This window comes from Chlorobium sp. (assembly GCF_036528655.1).
Taxonomy (GTDB): domain Bacteria; phylum Bacteroidota; class Chlorobiia; order Chlorobiales; family Chlorobiaceae; genus Chlorobium.
Window position 1 is genome coordinate 289341 of the sequence record NZ_JAIGND010000003.1, and the last position, 23398, is coordinate 312738.

At 54.0% G+C, this 23398-nt stretch carries 25 protein-coding genes; 11 read left to right on the plus strand and 14 right to left on the minus strand.

What is annotated here, in order from left to right; all coding sequences use genetic code 11:
* Window positions 1-22 precede the first annotated feature (22 nt).
* Window positions 23-1336 carry a lysine 2,3-aminomutase gene (gene ablA, locus K4305_RS01475; protein ID WP_442880408.1) on the minus strand — a complete coding sequence of 438 codons (1314 nt, stop codon included), beginning with the start codon at window positions 1334-1336 and terminating at the stop codon, window positions 23-25.
* On the minus strand, window positions 1293-1826 hold the full coding sequence (locus tag K4305_RS01480) for a MarR family winged helix-turn-helix transcriptional regulator (protein WP_331560548.1): 534 nt from the start codon (window positions 1824-1826) through the stop codon (window positions 1293-1295). Before K4305_RS01480 ends, ablA begins: the two co-directional genes overlap by 44 nt.
* 512 nt (window positions 1827-2338) lie before the next feature.
* Here K4305_RS01480 and K4305_RS01485 point away from each other — a divergent pair.
* Together K4305_RS01485 and K4305_RS01490 are read left to right on the plus strand one after the other, a co-directional pair.
* Window positions 2339-2806, plus strand: coding sequence for a methylglyoxal synthase (locus tag K4305_RS01485; RefSeq protein WP_331560549.1), 468 nt, complete (start codon window positions 2339-2341; stop codon window positions 2804-2806).
* 207 nt (window positions 2807-3013) lie between these two features.
* Window positions 3014-3424 carry a DUF4405 domain-containing protein gene (locus K4305_RS01490; protein WP_331560550.1) on the plus strand — a complete coding sequence of 137 codons (411 nt, stop codon included), beginning with the start codon at window positions 3014-3016 and terminating at the stop codon, window positions 3422-3424.
* A gap of 121 nt (window positions 3425-3545) precedes the next feature.
* Here the strand turns inward: K4305_RS01490 and K4305_RS01495 are convergent, their stop codons facing one another.
* Window positions 3546-4091 (minus strand): hypothetical protein, encoded by a 546-nt coding sequence (locus K4305_RS01495; protein WP_331560551.1) that lies wholly within the window; start codon window positions 4089-4091, stop codon window positions 3546-3548.
* Window positions 4092-4209: 118 nt separating this feature from the next.
* Window positions 4210-4995, minus strand: a complete 786-nt coding sequence (locus tag K4305_RS01500; protein ID WP_331560552.1) for a class I SAM-dependent methyltransferase — start codon at window positions 4993-4995, stop codon at window positions 4210-4212.
* A 400-nt stretch (window positions 4996-5395) separates the two neighbouring features.
* Between K4305_RS01500 and K4305_RS01505 the strand changes: the two genes are divergently transcribed.
* From K4305_RS01505 to K4305_RS01525, 5 genes are all read left to right on the plus strand, one after another.
* Complete coding sequence (locus K4305_RS01505) at window positions 5396-5563, plus strand: hypothetical protein (RefSeq protein ID WP_331560554.1); 168 nt, start codon at window positions 5396-5398, stop codon at window positions 5561-5563.
* A gap of 136 nt (window positions 5564-5699) precedes the next feature.
* A complete protein-coding gene (locus K4305_RS01510) occupies window positions 5700-5969 on the plus strand; it encodes a BrnT family toxin (RefSeq protein WP_331560555.1) in 270 nt (89 codons plus the stop codon).
* Window positions 5950-6174 (plus strand): type II toxin-antitoxin system BrnA family antitoxin, encoded by a 225-nt coding sequence (gene brnA / locus K4305_RS01515; protein WP_331560556.1) that lies wholly within the window; start codon window positions 5950-5952, stop codon window positions 6172-6174. The genes K4305_RS01510 and brnA overlap by 20 nt, the downstream gene beginning before the upstream one ends.
* 697 nt (window positions 6175-6871) lie before the next feature.
* Entirely contained in the window at window positions 6872-8122 is a 1251-nt protein-coding gene (locus K4305_RS01520) for a DNA methyltransferase (protein ID WP_442880409.1), read from the plus strand.
* Entirely contained in the window at window positions 8115-8753 is a 639-nt protein-coding gene (locus K4305_RS01525) for an MjaI family restriction endonuclease (RefSeq protein ID WP_331560558.1), read from the plus strand. Before K4305_RS01520 ends, K4305_RS01525 begins: the two co-directional genes overlap by 8 nt.
* Before the next feature lie 13 nt (window positions 8754-8766).
* On the opposite strand, the gene K4305_RS01530 is transcribed toward K4305_RS01525, so the two are convergent.
* The 5 genes from K4305_RS01530 to K4305_RS01550 all read right to left on the minus strand — a co-directional run bounded on the left by K4305_RS01530 (window position 8767) and on the right by K4305_RS01550 (window position 13317).
* Window positions 8767-10749, minus strand: coding sequence for a DUF2075 domain-containing protein (locus K4305_RS01530; protein ID WP_331560559.1), 1983 nt, complete (start codon window positions 10747-10749; stop codon window positions 8767-8769).
* Between the two features lie 9 nt (window positions 10750-10758).
* Complete coding sequence (locus K4305_RS01535) at window positions 10759-11139, minus strand: hypothetical protein (protein WP_331560560.1); 381 nt, start codon at window positions 11137-11139, stop codon at window positions 10759-10761.
* 128 nt (window positions 11140-11267) lie between these two features.
* Window positions 11268-11447 (minus strand): hypothetical protein, encoded by a 180-nt coding sequence (locus K4305_RS01540; protein ID WP_331560561.1) that lies wholly within the window; start codon window positions 11445-11447, stop codon window positions 11268-11270.
* 66 nt (window positions 11448-11513) lie between these two features.
* Complete coding sequence (locus K4305_RS01545) at window positions 11514-12239, minus strand: 4'-phosphopantetheinyl transferase family protein (protein WP_331560563.1); 726 nt, start codon at window positions 12237-12239, stop codon at window positions 11514-11516.
* 139 nt (window positions 12240-12378) lie between these two features.
* Window positions 12379-13317, minus strand: coding sequence for a hypothetical protein (locus K4305_RS01550; RefSeq protein ID WP_331560564.1), 939 nt, complete (start codon window positions 13315-13317; stop codon window positions 12379-12381).
* 200 nt (window positions 13318-13517) lie between these two features.
* On the opposite strand from K4305_RS01550, the gene K4305_RS01555 reads away from it, so the two are divergent.
* The gene (locus K4305_RS01555; protein WP_331560565.1) at window positions 13518-14837 is read left to right on the plus strand and encodes an MFS transporter; all 1320 of its coding nucleotides are present in this window, start codon (window positions 13518-13520) and stop codon (window positions 14835-14837) included.
* An 87-nt stretch (window positions 14838-14924) separates the two neighbouring features.
* Here K4305_RS01555 and K4305_RS01560 read toward each other — a convergent pair whose 3' ends face one another.
* Window positions 14925-15539 carry a hypothetical protein gene (locus K4305_RS01560; RefSeq protein WP_331560566.1) on the minus strand — a complete coding sequence of 205 codons (615 nt, stop codon included), beginning with the start codon at window positions 15537-15539 and terminating at the stop codon, window positions 14925-14927.
* A gap of 62 nt (window positions 15540-15601) precedes the next feature.
* Here K4305_RS01560 and msrB point away from each other — a divergent pair, with 62 nt between their 5' ends.
* Entirely contained in the window at window positions 15602-16150 is a 549-nt protein-coding gene (gene msrB, locus K4305_RS01565; protein WP_331560567.1) for a peptide-methionine (R)-S-oxide reductase MsrB, read from the plus strand.
* Here the strand turns inward: msrB and K4305_RS01570 are convergent.
* The 4 genes from K4305_RS01570 to K4305_RS01585 are packed head-to-tail and all read right to left on the minus strand — an operon-like array spanning window position 16144 to window position 20537.
* Window positions 16144-17742: a DHA2 family efflux MFS transporter permease subunit gene (locus K4305_RS01570; RefSeq protein ID WP_331560568.1), complete on the minus strand. Its 1599-nt coding sequence runs from the start codon at window positions 17740-17742 to the stop codon at window positions 16144-16146. The genes msrB and K4305_RS01570 overlap by 7 nt on opposite strands.
* Window positions 17739-18731 (minus strand): HlyD family secretion protein, encoded by a 993-nt coding sequence (locus K4305_RS01575; RefSeq protein WP_331560569.1) that lies wholly within the window; start codon window positions 18729-18731, stop codon window positions 17739-17741. The genes K4305_RS01570 and K4305_RS01575 overlap by 4 nt, the downstream gene beginning before the upstream one ends.
* Before the next feature lie 40 nt (window positions 18732-18771).
* Window positions 18772-19224: a universal stress protein gene (locus tag K4305_RS01580; protein WP_331560570.1), complete on the minus strand. Its 453-nt coding sequence runs from the start codon at window positions 19222-19224 to the stop codon at window positions 18772-18774.
* Between the two features lie 5 nt (window positions 19225-19229).
* A complete protein-coding gene (locus K4305_RS01585; protein WP_331560571.1) occupies window positions 19230-20537 on the minus strand; it encodes a TolC family protein in 1308 nt (435 codons plus the stop codon).
* A gap of 228 nt (window positions 20538-20765) precedes the next feature.
* On the opposite strand from K4305_RS01585, the gene K4305_RS01590 reads away from it, so the two are divergent.
* Together K4305_RS01590 and K4305_RS01595 are read left to right on the plus strand one after the other, a co-directional pair.
* Window positions 20766-22865 carry a sigma-54-dependent Fis family transcriptional regulator gene (locus K4305_RS01590; RefSeq protein ID WP_331560572.1) on the plus strand — a complete coding sequence of 700 codons (2100 nt, stop codon included), beginning with the start codon at window positions 20766-20768 and terminating at the stop codon, window positions 22863-22865.
* 339 nt (window positions 22866-23204) lie between these two features.
* Window positions 23205-23398: hypothetical protein (locus K4305_RS01595; RefSeq protein ID WP_331560574.1), on the plus strand; the 194-nt coding region annotated here is incomplete at its 3' end.

A 23398-nucleotide genomic window follows, 5' to 3' on the forward strand; every position in this document is an offset into this window, starting at 1 on the left:
GAGCCATCCAGTGCAGGGCTCATTATGCATGGTTATTCCGTCGGCGGTGTCTGTCGTTGGAAACCGGTACGAGCGAAATAGTGTCGTCGTGGTCCGAAAGGAGCTTGTCGATGCCGATGGAGCGGGAGTCGTCTGCATCTTCGATATTAAGCAGCAGATCGCACGATGCGCAATTACGGTCGCAGAAGGTCTGTTCGTAAGAATCAGGTTCTTTGTAGGTGGTGATCACCCCCTCATAATTTCGCAGCACAACCTTGTTGGTTGACCAGGATATCAGATAGTTCGGCATGACGGGAATCTTGCCTCCGCCGCCAGGCGCGTCGATCACGTAGGTCGGTACGCAGAAGCCGCTGGTATGGCCGATGAGGCTTTCGAGAATTTCTATGCCTTTCCCCACCGGCGTCCTGAAATGCGATAACCCTTCCGAAAGGTCGCACTGGTACAGGTAATAAGGTCGCACGCGGTTGCGCGCGAGTTTGTGCATCAGCGCCTTCATAATCCGAGGGCAGTCATTGACGCCCGAAAGCAGTACGGTCTGGTTGCCCAGCGGAACGCCTGCGTTGGCAAGGGCGGCCAGCGCATTACGGGAACTCTGGGTGATCTCTCTGGGGTGGTTGAAGTGGGTGTTGACCCAGACCGGCTGATGCTTCTTCAGGATGGAGGTAAGCCCTTTGGTGATGCGCGAAGGCAACACCACCGGCGTTCGGGTTCCGATGCGGATGATTTCCACATGCCTGATGCTTCGCAGTTCTCCGAGAATCCAGTCGAGGGTATTGTCGGAAAGAAGAAACGGATCACCTCCGCTCAGCAGCACATCGCGTACCTGCGGGGTTTTCCGGATATAGTCCATACCCGCACTGATTGCCGATCGCGACGGAATGGTGTCTTCATCGCCGACTTTGCGCTTGCGCGTACAGTGCCGACAGTACATGGGACAGGTATTGCTGACCAGCAGCAGCACGCGGTCCGGGTATCGGTGGGTAATGCAGGGGGCCGGGCTGTCCTCGTCTTCATGCAGAGGATCTGCCATATCGCCCTGCATGATTTCCAGTTCTCTCGGCGACGGTACGCTCTGCAGAAAAACAGGGTCGTTTTCCAGGTTTTCAGTATCGATCAGCGAAAGATAGTAGGGGGTGATGGACATCGGGAACTTGTTGGCTGTCTGGCCGAAACTCAGTCGCTGTTCCGGAGAGAGTTCAATACCGAGAAGGGTTTCGAAGGTCGTAAGATCGCGGATACTGTGGCGCATCTGCCATGTCCAGCTTTTCCACTGCTCAGATCCGGCATTGCCGTCAATGGAGCGTAAAATCTTTTGCTGTTGAGCTGATAAGGTCATCATAAGCGGGCATTGTTTTCGGATTGGCGGCCATTTCGGGAGCTGCAGACGCAATAGTGTCGGCAAGCTTGATGAGCAGTTCGCCGAGCAGCACCTGTTCATGCTGCGAGAAGCGGTTGAACGCCTGTGAATAGAGATCGCGCATCAGTTCCGGAACGCTGTCGAGCAGCGCTTTTCCAGCATCGGTAATGTCGAGGTTCACCTTTCTCTGGTCCAGCGTCGAACGGGTTCTTCTGACCAGAGCCCTCGATTCCAGGCGGTCGACGATGCCGTTCATGGTGCTCATGCTCAGATTCAGGTTTTCTGCCAGCGACGAAAGCGTGAACGGACTGCCCGAGGCCAGCATATGCAGTGCGAGCATCTGTGGCGAGGTGATGTTCCATTTACGGTAAAGCTGCCGGGAGTGTACGTCCAGCGCCCTGATAATGCGACGCAATGCCCGAAAGCTGCTGATGTTAATGTTGCTATCCGAAATGGTGACCTGCTGCATGGCCGGGATAAAAAAGTTATTGCCTATTCTTTCTGTACGTATAATTAGTATACGAAATAATATGCGCAATACCTCCCATTACTGGGGATGCCCCTGTAAGCGATTGTTTCGATGTGTGTTACGATATGCTGCCAGCTATGGACGTCCGCAAAATCCAATGTGTGTCGTATCTCGTCATGCGCTATGTCGAAACGGCGCGTCAGTACGGGATTCCAGTGGCGGTAACACATTCGTTGATGGGTTGTTGTCAATAAGTTTACGCAATTGCGAGCGTCCCGTAATTCCGTAATTCCCGTACGTAATTCCCGTAATTCCGTACGTAATTCCGTAATTCTTTCCCCTGATATCGATCGACTAATACGCCGGTATTGCGACTCGGTAAAGTCTGAAGACAGGGCTCTAGGAACCCTCTTGATGATTGTCTTGTTATTGTACTTGAAAATGCAAATGCGCACGGAAGTTTTTTCGCCGATAACGCATTTGAAAAACATGTAAATGATAAGCCAATATCGATGCAGTATAAAGACGTAAACATGGAGGCCGCAAAACGGATTGCTCTGGTCGCTCACGACAACAAAAAGGCGGATCTTCTTGCCTGGGCGAAGTTTAACTGCGATCTGCTCGAACATCACACGCTCTATGCAACGGGAACCACCGGAAGCGTTTTCGAGAGAGAACTCGGCCTTACGGTGCACAAACTCATGAGCGGGCCTCTCGGCGGCGACCAGCAAATCGGTGCAAAAATCGCCGGAAGCGAAATTGATTTTCTGATTTTTTTCTGGGATCCGCTGGAACCGCAACCGCACGATCCCGACGTTAAGGCGCTTTTGCGCATGGCTGTGGTCTGGAACATCCCGACGGCCTGCAATCGCGCGACAGCCGATTTCATGATATCCTCTCCCCTGATGGACAGAGACTATAACCGGCAGGTTCCGGATTACGATTTCCACACAAACCGCCTCAAGCAGCCGGGCTCCTGAAGGTAGTAATAAACAACGCGAGTAAGTAAGTTTAGTAAGTTTAGGGACGTTCGCAATTGCATAAACTAACGCGAAGCAATTCTTCCCTCGCATCGAAGGGAACCGTATCGTTGCCGATGACGAGAACCGGAAAATATCGTTTTGTGCAGGTCTTGCGGGATTGCTTGATAATCTGGAGCGGGGCATCTGTCCCCTGATTTCCCTTCCATGTTCTTCAAAATCGAAGGAGGATATATCAATCCGGTGCACGAGTGGCTGAGCTGGCTGATGGTTGCGGGTGCGGTATTGCACACCATCGCCAACTGGAAAGTATTCGTCTCCTGCTTTTCGAAAATACCTGCGGTATCCATCATCTCTGTCGGCGTCGTTGTCAAGGCGCTTGCGGTGTTCATGCCCGCATCCAGGGAGGGAGGCAATCCAAAGGCGAAGATGATGCGCGCCATCCAGTCGGCAAGGCTTGAAACGGTCGCCGAACTTGCCGGCAAAGAGAGCGACGAAATCGTCACCACCCTTGCCGGAAAGGGCATCAAGGTTGACGATCCGTCCATGACCGTTCGCGAGATCGCAAAACGGAACGACAAGGAAGCAGTGGAGGTACCTGGACTGGTGTTCAGGTGAGCGGATTTTATCTTTACTGCACAAAAGCCGGGACGATGCCCGGCTTTTGTCTTTTTATGAGGTTTTTCGACTTCTCGAAAAGCCGATTGGTTTCGCCAGGGAACGCTCCAAATCGTCCCGATCAGAGTCCGATGGCATGGAAAAGGAGCGGCAGGGCACAAAGCCCGATGGCAATATTGGTCGCCCCGCACATTTTCGTGATGATTGCGTTCGGCTTGTACCAGGTAAAAGGCAGCAGAAACGTCAGCACATTGATGAGCACCAGCACGATGCCTAACGGCCAGATTTTGCCGAGAAGGAATGCCTTGTAGCTGAACACCGCAGTCATGAAAAAGATGCCGATAAAAAAGTGCGCATAGACCTTTTTATCGCCGGGATTGTAGAAATGCATCGCTACGACAACCCAGAACAGCCCGTAGGTTGCAAAAATGGTTCCGATATAGATCCGGGATTCGGGAGGCATGCCGACATCGAACAGGTAGAGAGAGAGAGCGGTGAAAATCTGCGCGACACCGCCGAACCAGAGGGCGACGTTAGCGAGATTTTTTTCCAGCTTCTCGTGGTCGGTTTCTCCGTCGATACCCAGTCCCAGCTGTTCGAGACCGAATACCCAAACGGTTACCATAAGACCGAATACGCCGATCGCTTCCGGATTTACTGCATTCATCGGAATGTTGCTCCTTTCTGTTAATGATTGGTAGTGTACTGCTTCCGCATCGATCACAATTGTTATCAATGCGGAGGGCGGAATCTACGTTTTTAAACAGAAAAGCGAAGACGGTTTTTCATTGCCTTGTCCGGCCGGCTTTGAGCGTGAGCGGCCATGCAACCGTTCTTCTGGAGGCATCGTTCCAGTGCAGAACGAGCCTTTTTTCCAGGCCGGCAACGGGATCGCGACCGTTTTTGCCGATAAACCGGCTGACGGCGGACCAGGTTCGTATGTAGCCGAGCAGTTCTTCCTTAGTCCATGAAACGCTCATGCCGAATGCCGGGCTTTTCAGTTCGGTCATCGGCAGTTCAATGCCTGCATAACCGGAGTCCGCCATCGACCGTTCTTCAGGCCAGTATGGTCCCATCTCGTCGTGATAGAACTCCCTTACGATATCTCCGGTTTCCGGTCCTTCCACCGCAACAGGTCCGTATGTCCATACGGCAAGCACCCCGCCAGGGACAAGCACCCTCTCCGCTTCCCTGAAGAACCGCCCGATATCGAGCCAGTGCAGTGCCTGCGCAACCGTAACCAGATCGACGCTTCCTGTTTGTATTTCCGAAGCTTCGGCCGTTACAATCCGGTATTCGATACGGGGATGCAATGCGGCGGCCGCGATCTGTTCCCGGCTGGCATCGGTTGCCGTGACGCGCCCGAAATGCCGGGCAAGACCAAGAGCCGCCTGTCCGGTGCCGGTCGCGCAGTCCCATGCGTGGCGTCGTGCCGGCGCAACCGATGCCAGCCACCTGAAGAGCGTTTCCGGGTACGAAGGGCGACAGGCGGCATAGTTTGCCGATACTCCGGAAAAGTGGTCGTGGAATTGAGGGCGGGATCCCTCCTGGGGCGATGTGCGGCTATTCATGGTGACGATCGTTTTTTGACTTTCTTCTGCTTACGGTCTGAGCGAGCCACCGTTGAGGAAGTCCGGAAACATAGCGGTGTGTCGCTGTAAACGGAAAAGAGGTGTTTTTGAGTACCGTTGCAGGATGACCTGGCTCAGAAGGGCATTCTGCCGTGCGTTGTCAGCCAGGAATATTTTCTTTTCGCCGGTCGCGGTTTCAGTTTCCCCTGCATTACAACTTATTCATGACAGAACGCACCCTCGAAATACGATGATTTTGATGGCATGTGAACCCCGCAGACCCCAACGTTCATAACCCATGGAAACCCCAGCCTGAAGCAGGAGTCCGGGATGTTCTCAACTGCCTCAACAAAAGCAATATAATTTTTGCATGGCAGCGAAAAGAACCCCATAGTTGCCGATGACGAAGCTGGGCGATTCTGGATTCGCGCAAGGATGGATATGGTCTGTTGAATGGCATGATGTGCAAAAATGCATCAGCGGGGACGATCCGTCCGTGACCATTCGCCAGATCGCCAAAGAGAACCAGAAGAAAGAGATGGAGGTGCTCGGGCTGGTGTTCAGATGAGCAGCAGCTATCCAGTACGCTTAAAGCCGGGCATCGTCCCGGCTTTTTTATTTCGATTACTGCCGCTGATCGGCAATTTTTTCTGCTATGTAATTTATGTATACTTATGGTATAGAAAAGGTGTGAGAGCTGTGCTATGAAATTCGAATTCGACCCTGAAAAAAGCCGGCAGAACAAAGAGAAACACGGTATCGATTTTCTTGAAGCCCAGTTGCTCTGGAAGGACGAAGCGCTTGTTGAAATCCCGGCAAAAACGATTGATGAACCCCGGTTTATTGTTATCGGCAGGATTTCAGGCAGATGCTGGTCCGGGGTCATAACATACATAAGCGAAACCATAAGAATAATTTCAGTAAGGAGATCCCGATCAGAGGAGGTAAAGATCTATGAAGACGAAGGAATTTGATAAAGCGTTTGATCAAGGAAAGGATGTTACCGTTTACCTTGATTTGGGTAAGGTCAGACGCGTAAAACAGCAGCATAAACGGGTGAATGTCGATTTTCCGGTCTGGATGATCGACTCGCTCGATAAAGAGGCAACACGTCTTGGCGTTTCGCGACAGTCCGTGATAAAGGTCTGGCTTGCCGAACGGCTTCAGCAACAGAAGTGACGAACCGCCCTGATTCCGGCGTTACGCACTACTATCGATATCGGTTCGATAGTTCATATGCGAAGTTCCTTGCCGACGCCTGACAGGAAGATGAGGCTTATTGTCAAGGAGATCGTGCTTCCGGTGCTGTAATAGAAATTCTGAAAGTCTACTCCTGTCCTTATGCTCTCCAGAAACTCTACGGTCGGAATGATGTTATGGGGATTAAAACTGCGGCTACAACGGAGGCTTTGCTGGATGTAATCGACGACTTCAGTGCCAGAGTCGGGAAGAGCATCTCTCTCATACATCGACAACCGGGCATCGTCCCGGTTTTTTTTGTGAGGCAGAAATAAAACCACAAGGATTACTTTCCCGTGGCAATGAATTGCCATTTTCCGTTCTGTTCCGGCAAAATCCGGAAAAATATCTATACTTCTTTCATTCGATCTATAAAGGGGGATCTCGAAAAAGTGTCGTGAGCGCCCGGAGATTTCAAGCTCCTTAAGGAGCGCGAGTATAAAAGCACGGACGGAGTCCCGATAGATCGGGATAAACTGCAAAACCGGAGTCCCGACAAGTCGGGATGAGGATTTCGATCCCGACTTGTCGGGACAACGCAATAATCCGGGTGCGGAATAACTTTTTCAAGGTGCCCTAAACAAAATCCGAGCCGTTGAAAACCCGTCACACCATAATAGAAGGTGACAGCAGGCAGATGAATCTGCTGCCTGACAGTTCGGTGCACCTTGTCATCACTTCTCCTCCTTATTGGCAACTCAAGGACTACGGGACGGAGAACCAGATCGGATTTCACGACAGCTATGAGAGCTACATCAACAATCTGAATCTTGTCTGGAGCGAGTGCGAACGGGTGCTGCATCCCGGCTGCAGGCTCTGCATCAACATCGGCGACCAGTTTGCCCGTTCGGTGTATTACGGCCGGTACAAGGTTATCCCGATCCGTACGGAGATCATCAGGTTCTGCGAGACTATCGGTTTCGACTATATGGGCGCGGTGATCTGGCAGAAGGTGACCACAACCAACACTACTGGCGGGGCTTCCATTATGGGAAGCTTCCCGTATCCGCGCAACGGCATTCTCAAGCTCGATTATGAGTTCATTCTCCTGTTCAAAAAGCCGGGAGATGCGCCCAAGCCGGCAAAAGAGCAGAAAGAGCGCTCCGCCATGAGCACCGAAGAGTGGAACACCTGTTTCTCCGGACACTGGAACTTTGCCGGAGCAAAGCAGGATGGCCACATCGCCGTGTTTCCGGAAGAGCTTCCGCATCGTCTGATCAGGATGTTCGCTTTCGTCGGCGAAACGGTGCTCGATCCGTTCATGGGCAGCGGGACGACCAGTCTTGCGGCAAAAAACCTCGACAGGAACTCGGTTGGCTACGAAATCAATCCCGAGTTTATCGGGATAGCAAGAGAGAAACTCAATTCCAACCAGACGGATTTTGCCGGAACGGAGTATGTTTTTCAGCACGATACCCTGAATGGGGATATTTCCGAAATGATCGAGCGTCTTCCTTATCGTTTTCAAGACCCCCACAAACTCGACAAGAAAATCGACCCGCGAAAGCTGACGTTCGGATCAAGAGTAGAAAAGGGTAGCGGGGCAAAACAGGAAGAGACGTTTATCGTCAGGGAGATTCTAAGCCCCGAGATGGTCAGATTGTCCAACGGCCTGACGGTGAGGCTGATCGGAGTGAAGGAAGAACCTTTTACGCGGGAAAAAGCTGTCGGGTATCTCGTTGACAAGATCAAGGGAAAACGGATTTTCATGAAGTACGACAGCATGAAATACGATGAAAAAAACAACCTGCTCTGTTACCTCTATCTGGAAAACAGGACATTTGTCAACGCACATCTGATCAGGAGTGGTTTAGTCGGGATTGACGGCAGCTACGATTATAAATACCGGAGCAAATTTCAAACTTTTTCCGAACAGGTCAATGGCTAAAGAATGGATACTGAACAGCGCGATGAACCGCTTTCAGTTGAATTTTAAAAGGAATGTTGGCCCTACCTCTGAATCCATCAGGAAATGCGCCCCAAAAACGCTCGATGAGTGGCGTGAGTACTATTTTTTGCATGTCAAGCCGGAAGAGCAGCTCGAGGAATTGGGCAGGAAGCTCTATGTGAAAATAACGGAGGTTATCCAGGCGGAAGTTGCGGATGTGACGGAAGAGGATTGCATAAACTATATGAAGCTGCTTGTTATCGATCGTACGTTTGACGGTTACATGACGGAAATCCAGACCGTGTATGGGCAGCTTGAGCATATTCTTGGGGTGAAAATCGAACCTGCTCCAGATGAATGGGACCGCTTGTTCAATGTCGATTTTTTCATCAAGGTCGGAGAGAAGTTTATCGGTCTTCAGATCAAACCGATCACGTCCGGTGGTGGCAGCGCGCAACTGCCGGAAATACACAAGGAAAAAGGGTTGCAGGAAGAGACGCACAGGAAGTTTACCAAGAAATTCGGGGGGAGGGTGTTTTACATCTACTCCTGTAAAAGTGGAGAGAAAAAAGAGATATACAATACGGAAGTTATCGAAGAGATCAGACGGGAGATAAGTCAGTTTATTTAGTGCCAAAATGAGGTTATGCAAGTTCCCGAATGCCCAGTGATTTCAGATAGTCGAAAGTTGTATCGTAATATGCAGGGTTTCTTGTTGGGTCATCGCGATTACCTTCTGGAACGAAAATAACCATGCCTTGTCGTGCACGGGTGAGTAGAACTCGGTAGGCGTTTTTCTGGTACTGTTTTCTTGACAAGCTTTTAATTCTTTGCCATTTGTTGCCCCTGAAAGAATAATGTTCCCAGCCATGGTCTCCGAGGCGGAAATCCCCATCCCATGATACGCAAGCCCAGTCAAGTTCAAGGCCCTGTACATGGAATTCGGTTGCCACTTCTTCGAGGTAGTATGATGAACGGACATCGTCTTTACCGTCAAGAAACCATTTTACATGGTTAATGGGGCATCTAACATCGATTGCCAAAGGCTTAAGTCGTTCAGCTTGGGACGAGACGATCATACCGTAACGCTCTGAACCGCTTGCGTGCTCTTTTAGCCATGCTTTTGCATGGTATAGATTTCTGGTGAGCACGATTGGATACCGCTCTTGAAGTTGCCGGTAGAGTTCTTTTGCTTCAGCTACTTCGCAATCGAGTATTGTTTTGACGAACCGTGATACGGTATCAGCACGGAATGACCGCATTGAGACGGCAAGATGCAGGTCTTCACTGTAATGGACGTTGGTTCTGCTTTTGATGGATTGTATTTTCTCGCCAGCTTCGTATTCGCTTTCAGTCAGTGCTGGGGAGATATAAATGTGCCAGTCGGGATAACTATTACTGATTGCTTCTATCCATGCGCTAATGCCAGCTTCTCCTGTATTTATTTCCTGACCACCACCTACGAGACAAACGATGACAGCCCAGTCCTTTCTTCGGTCCATGCAGGAGATCAGGTATTCTGGTTCTGATTCGGAAAAATTATCAACTCCTTTTTTCATCCTCATAAAGAGAGCGGTCTGTTCTCGGTTCCATGCGCGTTGAGCTTCGTCAAACAGAGCAACGTGTTCAACCGGTGGTTGATCGTCGTTTTTCAGACAGTCGTCTCGGAAGTGATGTACATTCTGAATGAAAGCTTTGACCCGTGCCAGTGCTTCGCCTTTCTTGAGCTTTTTCCCGTGCTGCAATTTTTCTCGCAGAATGGTGTCTCGTGCCAGTGCTTCCCGAAGGATGTCTACCAGAGGTTTATTTCCAGAAAGAAAAACACTGTAAAGTTCGCTTTCCTTGTCGCTATATCTGGTGGCGATGTTAAGTCCAACGAGCGTTTTTCCTGCTCCGGGTACGCCAGTAACGAAGCAGATGGCCTTTTCCTTGCGATCCCTTGCTTGGTCAATGATACGAAAAAGCTGCTCTGATGTTTGGGCGAGGTTGATGGCTCCAGCATCATTTCGGGAGATATCTCCAACACCATGTCCAGCATAAAGCGCTCGAGCAGCTTCGATGATTGTTGGGGTTGGACGGTACGGTGAGGTTTCCCAGATTTTAGGGTTAAGCGGCTTTGCCGGAAATGAGCGGACTATTTGATGCAGTGCGACTGCAAGGTCATATTGATTGGTACAGACTGGGTTGTAGAGGTCGTGAATCCTTGGGTGCCGCTGCAGTTCCATTTCTCTTGTTGGCGCATTTGTAGCTACCAGCATGGGAATAACCGTAAGATTGTGGCTGGCTTCGTGAAAATATTTCAGGTCGATGGCGTAGTCATATGCTTGGTCGATATCTGCCAGGAGGTAGTGACTGGCATCGATCTTAAATTCTATTGCAATGACGATGCCGTTAATGAGCAGTACAGCATCTATCCGTCTACCCATACGCGGGATGTCGAATTCGAGGTGTAGATAGCCGTTGATGTTTTGTAGGGATTTGCGGAGAATACCGATCTCCTTTAGCCAAGCGATCTTTTGGGTCGGAAGATCAGCAAATGTACTGTTCATGGCTAACTTGCCGATGATCTGATTATCGGGAGTTGATTGGAACTCCTCGAAGCTAGCGGTGTACCAAGAGCGTGTCATGAAAAGCGGTTAAATTTCTGAAAGAGAATCCAGCGGGTCAAATGTCTTCCAGCCATCTTGACTACACTTTTCGATATTCTCCACGAATGCTCCGATCGTTCGTGACTGCAGCTCAATGTCCACACGGGAAGCATCAAGGACTTCGACTGAGCGATACTCATGAAAGCAGTGATCATCGGTGTTGACCGAATCCTCATCTTCGAAAAGAAAGATTTCAGGGATCCCTGCTTGTTTGGCGTTGAACAGGCTCCCCATGTCAAAACACTTTTCCAGTCTCTTTTGTATTTCGTCGAGTTTCAACCCATCCGGGTTTTCAAAATCGACTGAGCCCCAGCGTTTGTAATTTCCGCCGTCACGGTAGAGGTAGTTGAATCTTACGAGTTTTTGCATAATTGTCAGCGGCCGTAGGATTGCATGCTGGAGGTTTTGTTCAACGGATGATCGTAATGTTGAAGTATAGAGATAAGTTGCGTAATTGACAAGGGCGCTGGGACAGGATGGGGTTAGAGGGCAGTTTTCTAACTTCCACCCGCTGAAGTCGTTTCCGATTCTCCAAGCCAGTAACATGCCAGCGGGGCGGGGATTATGAGCGCCTGAATGCTGTTATCGCCGGTGAGCGGGATGACGCCGAAATCCTCCATGTTTCTGGTGATGACGCAGGATTTGCCTGTCGAAGCAGGCGCGATGCGGCATTTCAAACAGCACAGGGAAGTAGAGATGCGGGTTTGCTGATCTCCGGGGCCGGACGATTGAGGACGTTCGGTTCAGAGCTCGATGTACTCTCCGCCCTGCAGCGAGTAACGCCTGAGGTTCAGGGGTTCGTCCTGGTCGAGGCGGATGGCGAGGGCGGTTGCATAGCCGCAGATGTAGTCGAATACCGGGGTGATGCAGGTGAAGGTATAGTTATCGCCGAATGGCATCCGGAAACGGTTCATCCGGTAGTATGTCGCCACATCGAAAGCGACGAGTCCCTGTTCGCAAGGCCAGCCGCTGGCTTTGATCAGTGCTTCCTTGAGATTCCATATCCGAATGAATGCGCCGTGTTTTTCCCAGCTGGGCAGGTTCATGATGACGGCGTATTCCTCGGCGCAGAAGTGGTTCCGGGCAAGTTCTTCGATACCTTCTACCGTGCGTATCTTTTCGATGGCGATCCCTGTTTCGGGATGCCCGGAGAATGCAAAGACGATCTGATTGCCGCTGTAGGAGAGATTGAACCAGATCCCGGAGTTTTCGGGGGATGCGATGAACGGTTTTCCGACAGGGGTGCTTGAGAAGCGCAACTCCGAAGGGTCAATGCCGAGGCTTGTTCCCAGAAGGGTTCTGAGTATTCCCCGTCGGGCAATGAAATGTTCCCGATCGCCGGTCACGCGGTACCCCTCCGCTCTTGTTTTTTCGTCGTCCGAGAGGGTTTTGTAGAGTTCCGTTTCGGGCAGTCCATGGATGTTTGTGTCGGTATGGATGAGTGTGACGGACTCTTTTGCAATGATCATCGGTTGACGACTCCTGTTATCGTGTAAGGTGATTTATTTCAATAAGGTATTGTTCTCTTTCGTTGCCTGCAAACAATGGAGCAAAACAGGAACGCCCCGGTGCGATGCCGGGGCGTTCCTGCTGTGTTGCTTTTTCTGATTACTTCCTCAGGTACTGGAAGCTTGGGTCGGGGCGACCAACGAAGCATGAGCGGGTGAAGCCGTACTTTTTGATGATGGCGAAGGCTTGTCTGGCTTCGTCTTCCTTGCCTTCGAAATCGAAGACCCAGTGGCTTCCGTCGACGATCTTCCAGCGTCCGCCGATGTTTTTGACTTCGATTGTATTCGGGTTGAATGCAACGCAGTCCTCTCCGGGCATCGCACCCTGCGGCGCCCTGCCGTTAACCAGCAGGTACTGGAAGCTTGGATCCGGGCGTCCGACGAAGCACGAGCTGTTCATCCGGTAGCGCTTGATGATTGTCAGCGCTTTAAGGGCTTCCATTCGTTTATCGCCGAAATTGAACATCAGGTGATCGCCGTCTACTATCGTCCAGCGTCCGTCGATGTTTTTCACGGTGGCGGTTGCCGGGTTGAACGGAATGCAGTCCTCCTGGATCGCTGGCAGCGTACCTATTGGCCCTATCGGGCCGATTGGGGCTATTGGGCCGACGATCAGCTGCTTGTTGAAGGTGTATGATGCGCTGTAGTTCGAGCGCCCGCTGCCGTCGGTGAATCGGGTATAGACGTCGGCGCGGAGGCGGTTACTGCCGAGAGGCTTGACGATGACCTGCGTCTGGCTGAATCCGGTCGTAAAGATCGCCGAAACGGTATTGGCGTTCTGTTCGAGATTGGAGGATACGCCGGAGGCGTAAGCATAGGCACTCACTTCGCCCCAGTCGCAGTCCTGCGGGTGGCATTTGCCCCAGGCGCGCATTTTGAGCGAGTTCGCGTTTCCGGAGATGGTCAGTTTCGTGACGCCTCCGGTGTTGGGGTCGCTGTTTTTCCATGTGCCGGTAAACTGGCTGACGGCCGCGTAGCTCAGCGATTGACAAAGGAAAAGCACGATCGCAAGCAGTGTCGGGATGGTGATTCTTTTCATGTCGCTTCCTGTTAAAAAGTGGCGGGGATGTTGAATAATATTAACTGCACGGAAAAGTTAGCCATTCATATGCTAAAAAACAAAGTTGAGAGGAGGCCTGCTTCATGGGCTTATATCTTCTTGGCTCAATACCGATTCTTTTCCTACTTTTCTGACGGTAAGCAGTATGATCCGAAAGAGGGAAATGACAAGGTCAATCAATGAACGAGCAAGCTGACGAATCGATAAACGGTAAAGGCAATTCCGCTGCGGAGCAGAACCCGACTACCCTTAAAGAGAGGGCGCTTTCGGCATTTCCTGCTTTCAGGAGCCGGAATTTCCGGTTGTATTTTGTCGGTCAGATCGTTTCCATGATCGGCACCTGGTTGCAGATGGTGGCTCAGGGGTGGCTGGTGCTGGAGATGACCGGTTCGGCGTTTCAGGTCGGGGTTACGGCTGCGGCCTCATCGCTGCCGACCCTTTTCCTTTCTCTTATCGGCGGCGTGATCGTCGACCGGTATAATCGCAAGACCATATTGCTCTGGACGCAGGGAGCCTCGATGCTGCTTGCGTTCGTGCTGGGCATTTTCACGCTGACCGGTGCCGTGACGGTGCCGATCATCATTGCGCTGGCTTTTCTGCTCGGCTGTGTCGCCGCGGTGGCTACTCCGGCGATCCAGGCCTTTCTGAGCGAAATGGTGGAGCGGGATCAGCTTCATTCGGCTGTGGCGCTCAACGCGGCCATTTTTAATGCTTCGAGGGTGATCGGTCCGGCGATTGCCGGCCTCATGATCGCCTGGATCGGCACCGGGGGGGCCTTTATGGCTAACGGTCTGAGCTATGTGGCGGTGATCGCTGCTCTTCTGGCCATTCATACGGCGCCTCCCCGCGCGAAACCGCTTGTGCACCAGCCCCCGTTGCAGTCGATCCGCGACGGCATCATCTACACGTGGGAACATCCGCTGATCCGCACCATTGTGCTGTTTGTTTCGGTTGTGTCGATATTCGGCTGGTCGTTCATGTCGATGCTGCCGGTTGTGGCCAAGCAGACTTTCGGGATGGGTTCCGACGGCATGGGGTACCTCTTTTCGGCTTTCGGGCTCGGCTCGCTTTCGGGAACGTTTCTGGTTTCGATGTCGTCGGGCAGGATCCGCAGCAGCGCCATGGTTATCGGCGGCATTCTCACCTTTTCGCTTGCGCTTACGGCGTTTACCTTTGCTTCGGATGCGCATCTTGCGCTCGGGTTTCTATTCATCGCCGGCATCGGCATGCTATCGGCCTTTGCCACCATGACCGCCACGGTGCAGCGCCTCGTGGAGGACCGTTACCGGGGTCGGGTTATGAGCATCTACCTGATGGTGCTGATGGGGTTCATGCCGCTGGGCAACCTGCAGGTAGGTTTTCTTTCCGAGCAGTTCGGTACGGCGATAGCCATTCGCATCGGCAGCATCGTCGTGCTGCTGGCAACAGCCCTTCTTTTCAGCTATCGTAAGGAGATTCAGTCGGCGTGGCATGAGTACCGCGAAGATAGAGGCGAGTAGCGGCAATGCACTTGCAGGCACGAACGAAGCGGCGCCGGAAAGCCTTTGTTGCGCTGATCGGCAGCCGCTTCGGCTTGTTTGCCGGAGTCAGTCCGTTTTGTCGCTGAACCGGATAACCCTTCCGTATCTGTCGAAGACGCACGTGCCCCTGAGGTAGCCTGCCGCGACGAGAACCCTGTAGTTTCCGTTTTCTTCGTTATAGCTCGAACGGACAGGAGTTGCGCTGCCGCGGGGGAGGTTCCAGTATCGCTCGGCTTCTTCGGTGGCTCTGTACATCATATTCGAATCGGCAACATGTCGCCCCGGCTCCCAGCGGTTGCTCTGATTGTGGCTGATTCGCAGCTCGCGTTCGTCCTTGCCTGCTCTGTATCCGTCACGATAAGCCTCTGTGCGGTTGTAATTGTTACGACGGGCATCGTGCAGGCCGTCGCGGTAACCGCGATCGAATTCGGCACTGTCCCGAGGATCGTCGTATCCGCTGCCGTTTTCATAGTGGCCGTGATGGTGCGCCGCGCTTACAGCCAGACCGATAATTGCGGCTGCAGCCACCGCTGCGGCGACCGCCCTGGTGTTTTTGCCGTCCGCTGCCTTTGCCGGGGCAGGTATGACCAATGCGCAGGACAAGGCAATGACGGCCGGCATCTGAAAGGTTTTTCCGAATCGCATAGATCCTCCTGTAATGGAAATTGAAAAATTTTGCATGCGTAATGACGGAACATCGAGAGCGTCTGGAGCGTTCACGGTTAAAAATATCATTGACTCTAATGCATCGAACGACGATTCTCCTGTTTATAACGACCGTGGTGCTATTTGCCTGCAGCGCCGGGCAGCCGCCGTCGAAATTCTCATCATCTGAAGCCATGAACGAGCATAGCGTCTCGAATCCCTACTACTCCCGGACCGATACCACGAAGCTCGATCTGCCCGATTCCGTATGGAAAAAGGTACTCTCTCCGGAGGTATACGAGGTGGCGCGCAAGGCAGGTACCGAGCGGGCATTCACCGGGAAACTATGGGATTTCGAGGGGCGGGGTACTTATTACTGCGTGGCGTGCGGCAATGCACTGTTCCGTTCGGATGCGAAGTTCGCCAGTACCTGCGGCTGGCCGAGTTTTTTCGAGACCGTGCGTCCGGGCAGCGTTGAGTACCGTACCGATATGTCGTTCGGTATGGAGCGTACCGAAGTGCTCTGCGGACGATGCGGCGCGCATCTCGGACACGTGTTCGACGACGGACCGCCCCCGACCGGCAAGCGGTTCTGCATGAATTCGATAGTGCTCGATTTCGAGCCGGATACGGCAGCGGGTCAGTGAGCCGACGAGAGGTCGGCCTTCTCCCCTTTTTTCAGCCTGATGAACAGGAGCAGCGGCATAGAGAGGGCGAAGAGCGCTGCGATGAGCATGAAGGCGTCCATGTAGGCGAGGTGGTAGCTCTGTGCCGTAACGGTGCCTTCGAGCGCTTTGAGGGCGGCATGTTCCGCTTCGACCGGCGAGAGAAGGCGCGTTTCGGCTGCCCGCCGGATGCCTTCGAGGCGTTCGATGGCGGCAGGGTCGTAGGGCGAGAGGCTGCCGAGCATGTCTGCCCGGTGCGCGGCCACGCGCTTTGCGATATAGGTGTTGGTGAGCGCGATACCGAACGATCCGCCGAGCTGGCGCACCATATTGTTGAGGCCGGTGGCCTGGCCGATATCCTTGCCGTGCAGGCCGGAGACGGCGAGCATGGTCACAGGAATGAAAATGAAGCCGAGCGCTACACCGCGAAGCAGCAGTATCCAGAAAAAGTTTTCTGCGCCCGACTGCATGGTCTGCTGGCCCAGCTCCCAGCAGAAAAGGGCGAAGGCCCCCATCCCGACGGTCATGAGTATTTTCGGCGACGCGCCGCGCTGCAGTGCGATGCCGAGCGGCATCGAAATCACTCCCGTTACGAGTGCGCTGGGGAAAAGCACGAGTCCTGTAAGCACGGCCGTGAATCCGAGCAGGTGCTGCACGAAGACCGGAAAGACGAAGAGCGATCCGTAGAGGCCGTAGCCGACGATGAACGTGAGTACGGCTGCGATGGCGAGGTTGTGGCTTCGGGCCAGCACCCTGAGATCGACTGCGGGCTCTTCCGTCCGCAGTTCCCACCAGACGAAGAGCAGCAGCGAGACGACGGCGATGAGGGTGAACCAGGTGATGTAGGAGGTTTCGAACCAGTCCTTGGATTCGCCCCGTTCGAGGATGAACTGCAGCGATCCGATACCGACGGCAAGAAGGCCGATGCCGGTCCAGTCGATTCTGGTGACCTTGTGCACGGTTTTGGGTTCGCGGATGAAGGCGAATGAAGACCATGCGGCAAGCAGACCGATAGGAATGTTCACGAAGAAGCACCACTCCCAGCTTAAATAGTCTACGAGATAGCCTCCGAGCAGCGGGCCGATGGTCGGTCCGAGGACGAGGCCCATGGAGAAGATGCCTGTGGCCTTGCCGCGGTCTTCGGGGGGATAGGTTTCGTAGAGAATCGCCTGGGAGGTCGGAAGCAGCGCGCCGCCGCCTATGCCCTGCAGAAAGCGGAAGAAGACCAGCGCCCAGATGTCGGTGGCAAGGCCGCAGAGGAGGGACGCCACGGTGAAGAGCAGGATGGAGCCGATGTAGTAGGTGCGTCGTCCAAGCAGGTTGCCGAGGAATCCGGAGAGCGGAATGACGATGACGTTGGCGATGGCGTAGCTGGTGACCACCCAGGCGACGTCTTCGATGCTTGCGCCGAGGTTGCCGCTGATCTGGGTGATGGCCACGTTGACGATGGTGGTGTCGATCAGCTCGAGCATTGCCGAAACGATAACCGTGAGGGTGATGATAACCCTCCTTGCTCCGGTTTCGTAGATGTGTCCGCCTGCCTGCAGCGAGGCCGCCGTTGCCGTTCCGCTCATTTTACCCTGACTTCGACGATAACGTTCATCCCTGCTGCGAGTTTGTATTCTCTGCCGGGTTTTTCGCTGAAGACGATTTTGACCGGTACGCGCTGCGCTACCTTGACGAAGTTGCCGCTGGCATTATCGGGAGGCAGCAGCGAGAATCTGGCTCCGGTTCCCGCAGAAATGGATTCGATTCTGCCCTCGAACTCCTTGCCGGGATATGCGTCAACCCTGATGGTGACCGGCTGGCCGGGCCGGATGTTTTCGAGCTGCGTCTCCTTGAAGTTCGCCACCACCCAGAGGTCGCTGCTGCCGACGAGCGCGATGAGCTGCTGGCCGGGGGCGACGTACTGGCCGGGCTGTACGTTCTTTTTCGATACATGGCCGGCCGCCGGGGCTGTTATTGCGGTATAGGAGAGCTGCAACTCTGCGTTTTCAAGTTCCGCCTGCCGGATGCCGACCTGCGCTTCGGCCGCTTTCCGCTGACTTTCGGCGGCGGCGTACTGAGCCGAGGCCGATGTTGCCGCTGCCCGTATCGCATCGAATTCGGATGGCGATATGACATCCTGGCGCCGGAGGTTTTCGCTCCGCCGGAGGTCGGCATTGAGCCGGTTTCCGCTTGCTGCGGCCGCAAGAGCGGCTTCCCTTGCGGCTGCAACCGAAGCTTTCGCGTTTTCAAGCGCCGCTGCGGCAATGGCTTTTTTTACTTCGTAATCTGCAGGATCCAGAAGAACAAGGGTGTCCCCTTTTGCCGCCTGCTGATTGTCCCTGACCAGTACCTGCTGCACGCGACCGGGTACCCGCGAGATCACCGGATAGATATCGCCTTCGATCTGGGCGTTGTCGGTCTCTTCGTACAGGAATGAGTGGTAAAGCGTCCTGCCGCCCCAGAACAGCGCGCCGAGGACGACGACCGCAGCTATGACGAGCCGCAGCGGATTCGATGCTTTCGGAGATTCTTTTGCTGTCGCAGTTGCGCTGTTACCGATTTCTTGTTCTGCCATTATGCTGATTGTTATCTTCTTGTCGTTCGAGGTTGATCCGCTATGAAACCTGCGTTATCCGTTCCATTCGCGACTGTGCGTCGGAATCCGGTTCGGGCGATTTATAGATGACGACCGCGCAGGATGCTCTTCGCATGACGGTTTCGGCCGTGCTGCCCATGAGCAGTCTTGTGAATGCCATGCTTCCGTGCGATCCGAGCACGAGCAGATCGGCATGAAGCTCCTCGGCATAGGAAAGAATTTCGGTTGCCGGGTCGCCATACCGGACCGTGAACAGCGCGCTGCCTCCCCGGCTGGCAAGGATGTCGCTGTAGCGCGAAAATGCGTGCAGATGCTTTTTCAGCAGGCAGTCGCTGTTGCTTTCTTCAGGTTCGACGTACAGGAGCGTCAGTTCCGTGCCGCCATGCTGCAGATCGGCCGCATAGGCGACTACCTGGTCGGAAAGCGCTGAAAAGTCCACTGCGCAGACTATGCTTTTGAGCTGATTTTCCATTGTGTTTACCAGAAGGTCTCCCCGGTTGCCCGTTTGAGGGCATAATTGTTCATAAGGTAGTCGTATGCCGCCTGAAGTCTTGCCAGTTCTGCCTGAGCAAGCGCTGCTTCGGTATCGAGCAGGTCGAGTGTCGTTGCCACGCCGTTTTCGTACCGGGCACGGGCATGTTCGGCGGCAAGTCTTGCCTGTTCAACCTGCGACTGCGTTGTAAGGATGTTCTCGCGAGACGTTTCAAATGCATGCAGACTCTCTTCGACATCGTTTTTTATCTGCTGTTCCGCATCGATCCTTCGCTGAGCGGCGGCACGCAGCAGCGCAGCTGCTTCCTGGCGTTCTGCGGAGGTACGGAATCCAGTGAAAATCGGCAGTTCGACGTGGATGCCGGCTGCGAAGTTTTCGCGGATTTCGTCGATATCCGGCTGGTAACCGTTGGCTATACCCCACGAAGCGCTTGCGCTGACCACCGGGAGCCCCTGTTTCATGGCTATGTCGCGGTTCGCCCTGGCCGACTGTTCCTGTTCGGCGGCAAGCTTCGATTCGGAGCGCCTCTGCAGTGCTGCGGCGACAAGCGAAGCTTCGTCGGAGAACGAAGGACGTACGTCGAACGATCCTTTCAGCTCGAGCGGGTCGTTGACGGCCAGCCCCGTCAGACGGTGCAGGGTGAGTTCGTGACGGCGGAGCTGGTGCTGCAGCGAGAGCTTTTTCGACCGGGCGGCCTGAATGCGCACGTCTGTCGAGAGTACGTCGAATCGGGTTGCGGTTCCGGCCTGATAGCGTTTCGATGTGTGGTCAAGAGCTTTCTGCAGCGCCGTTATCTCTTTATCCTGAACCCGGATGCTTTCGCGAAGGAAAAGGATGCCGTAAAAAAGCTCTACCGTCCGGTAGGAGATATCGCGCTCTGCGATGTCGAGCGAATGAGCGGCTGCGTTCCTGCCGGAGCGGGCGATATCGACTGTTTTGCCCCGTTTGCCGAAATCGAGCAGGGTCGCTCTGGCGGTCACTTTCGCCTCGTAGTTGTCGTTCGGCATGAACTGTACAGGCTCGCTTCCGCCGAAACCCATTTCGGAGACCGGGTCGATATACGTGTATCCTGCGCCGGCGGTTATCTGCGGGTAGTAGGCGCTTCTGCTCTGTCTGATTCGTGCTTCGGCAGCCGTGACCTCCTCGGCGGCGGCTTTCAGCGACGGATTTTTTTCTTGTACCATCCGGATTGTTTCATCCAGCGTCAGCGGAGCGGCTGCCCCCTGAAGAGGCAGGGCTGCGAGCAGCAGCGCGGCAGCGGTTCCTGCCTTGCGTAGCAGCGTTTTCTTCATCGGTTCGTCTGTATGGAAATGATGTCCGGCACTTGTCGGACTGTCTGCTTTTTCTTGATTAAGCAATTACTGTGCCAGAAATATGTTGTCCTGCCTGAGATTCGGCAATGCCTGTTATTAAGCAGGTTCGGACACAACGTTCAGTTCCCTGCTGTTGTTGTTTTTCTGAGAAAATCAGAATATTCTGTTTAGTGTGTTCTTAATTTTAAGGAAATTATTGTTTGCCATATGCAGGGCGAATCCATTCATGAAGCAAGTTCGCTGATGCGGTATATCAGCGATGCCGTCGGTTCGATACGCGATCCCCAGGAGCTGTTCAGAACGGTTACCGACAAGCTGCGGCTTGTATTCGAGTTCGATTCGGCCGTCATTATCACCTTCGACCGCGACAGGCGCTATATCAACGTGTTTTTCGAGATGCTGCGTTTCGATCTTCCCGATACCATTCAGCGCAGGAAGCGCCCGGTTGCAGGTTCCTGGATAGAGCCGCATCTCGGCGATACGACGGTATCGGTCATGACCATCGAGGGAGAAGTCGATCGCTACCCCGCTGATTTTCCCGTCCCGAAGATGCTCTACGAGCTTGGTATGCGCCAGGTTGTGCTGTCGCCGCTGCGTTCCGGCGGCAAGGTGATCGGGTTTCTGAACTTCGTTTCGAAGCATGAAAAAAGCTGGTCGGAAGATGAAAAAGAGCTGCTTTCGACGCTCTCCTCTCCGATTGCCGTTGCGGTCAGCAATGCGCTGGCTTACGAGGAGCTGCGCCAGCGCGAGGCTCAGACCGCCATGCAGCTCGCAGTGAACAACGCACTGCTCACCATCAGGGATCGGAGCCGGATGATGCTTGCGGTCTGCGAGCAGATCGATCGGCTGGCGCCCTGCAGTTTTCTGGGGATCAGGGTGATGGGAAACGACGGCCATTATCGGGTTTTCGACAATTTCATGAAAGAACCGGGCGGAGGGTTCTCTCCTGTGCTTTCGTACGATCATTTCGGAGTTTCCGATTTTCGCGAAATGGCAAGGGAGAGTTTTGCGATTATCGCAAATCCGGGATGCTACTCCGGAGATGATTTCGACCGACTTGCCCGACAGTACCGTCTTGTGAGTCTGGTTCGCGAAAAACTCGGCGTCTGCTCGGTCATAAGCGTTGCTCTCTGGGACTCCCCCGGAAGCCGGGCGGGTCTGATCATTTCGAATACCTCTCGCGCTTTCGACGATCGCGATTTGCAGACGGTGAGCCTCATCGTGCCCCAGCTGTCGCTTGCGCTGCAGAACTATCTTGCCTACGAGGAGATCGACGAACTGAGGCGGCGGCTTGAAGGCGAGCGGACATGGCTGATCGAGGAGATCAAGGGATCGCACGATTTCGAGGAGATTATCGGGCGGAGCGCGCCGCTTGCCGGCGTCCTGCGCAGGGTGAGTCAGGTCGCTCCCACTGATGCTACCGTCCTGATTCAGGGGGAGACCGGTACCGGCAAGGAGCTGTTTGCCCGGGCGATTCACAACCTTTCGCCGCGCCGGGAGAAGATGATGGTGAAGGTGAACTGCGCCGCGCTGCCTGCGTCTCTTATCGAGTCGGAACTGTTCGGGCACGAAAAAGGGAGCTTCACCGGTGCGACGGAGCGCAGGATCGGCAAGTTCGAGCTTGCCGCCGGTGGTACGATTTTTCTCGACGAGATCGGCGAACTGCCGATCGAACTGCAGGCCAAGCTGCTCAGGGTGCTTCAGGAGCGGGAGCTGGAGCGGATCGGCGGCAGCAGGGTTATCCCGGTCGACGTGCGCGTGATTGCCGCTACCAACCGCGATCTCGAGGGGGAGATTTCTGCCGGACGGTTCCGGGAGGATCTTTTTTTCCGCCTCAATGTTTTTCCGCTCGCCATTCCTCCGCTGCGCGAACGAGGCGAGGATATTCCCCTGCTTGCGGCGCACTTCGCCTCGAAATTCGCCCGCGAATTCGGCAGGCCGCAGCTCCCTTTCCGCGAAAATGATCTCCTGCGCCTTCAGGGGCGCGCCTGGAAAGGCAACATCCGCGAACTCGCGCATCTGGTCGAACAGGCGGTGATCGTTTCCGACGGCCCGTCGCTCGACATCGCCTCGTTGCTTTCGCCCGACGGTGCCGCCGGCTTCGACAGATGCGGGATGAAAAGAAAAACCATGCATGATTTTTCGGAGGAGATGCTCATGCTCGAACGCGAGCTGATTCTCGATGCCCTCGACCGGTCTGGAGGAAGGGTAAGCGGCCAGGGCGGAGCCGCCGAACTGCTGGAGATGCATCCGAAGACTCTGTATTCAAGGATCGACAAGCTGGGGATGAGGAAGAGGTATTCTTAGGAGACAGGAGAGAGGAGACAGAATACAGGAGTGGGAGAAGGAAGAATTTTGCCCACGGATTGGCACGGATTAACACGGATTGGCGCCTGCGTTGCCCGGCTTTGCCGATCAAATCAGGCGCTGGTTTTTTTGAAGGGAGAGCGCGGTTCCCGCTGATTGAAGATTGGATTTTTCACGGATTGAAGAGTGTTGGTAGTGGTCCGAAGTTGTGGGTTGTGTTCTGTTGACGGGAATAGCGGGGATGGAAGAGGAAGAATTATGCCCACGGATTTTCACGGATTGGCACGGATTAGCGGCTGAGTTGACCGGTTTCGCCGGTCAATTCAGCCGCTGGTTTTTTTGAAGAGGAAGAACGCGGTTCCCGCTGATTGGGAGCGGATTTCACGGATTGAAGATTATGGACGGTGGGCAGTGGGTCGGAAGCACGAGGTGATTGACGAGGAAGAGGTTGCCAACGGATTGGAATCAGGAGACAGGAGTTATGATGTGGAAGCCTGTGGATGGAAGAGGAAGATTATTGCCCACGGATTGGC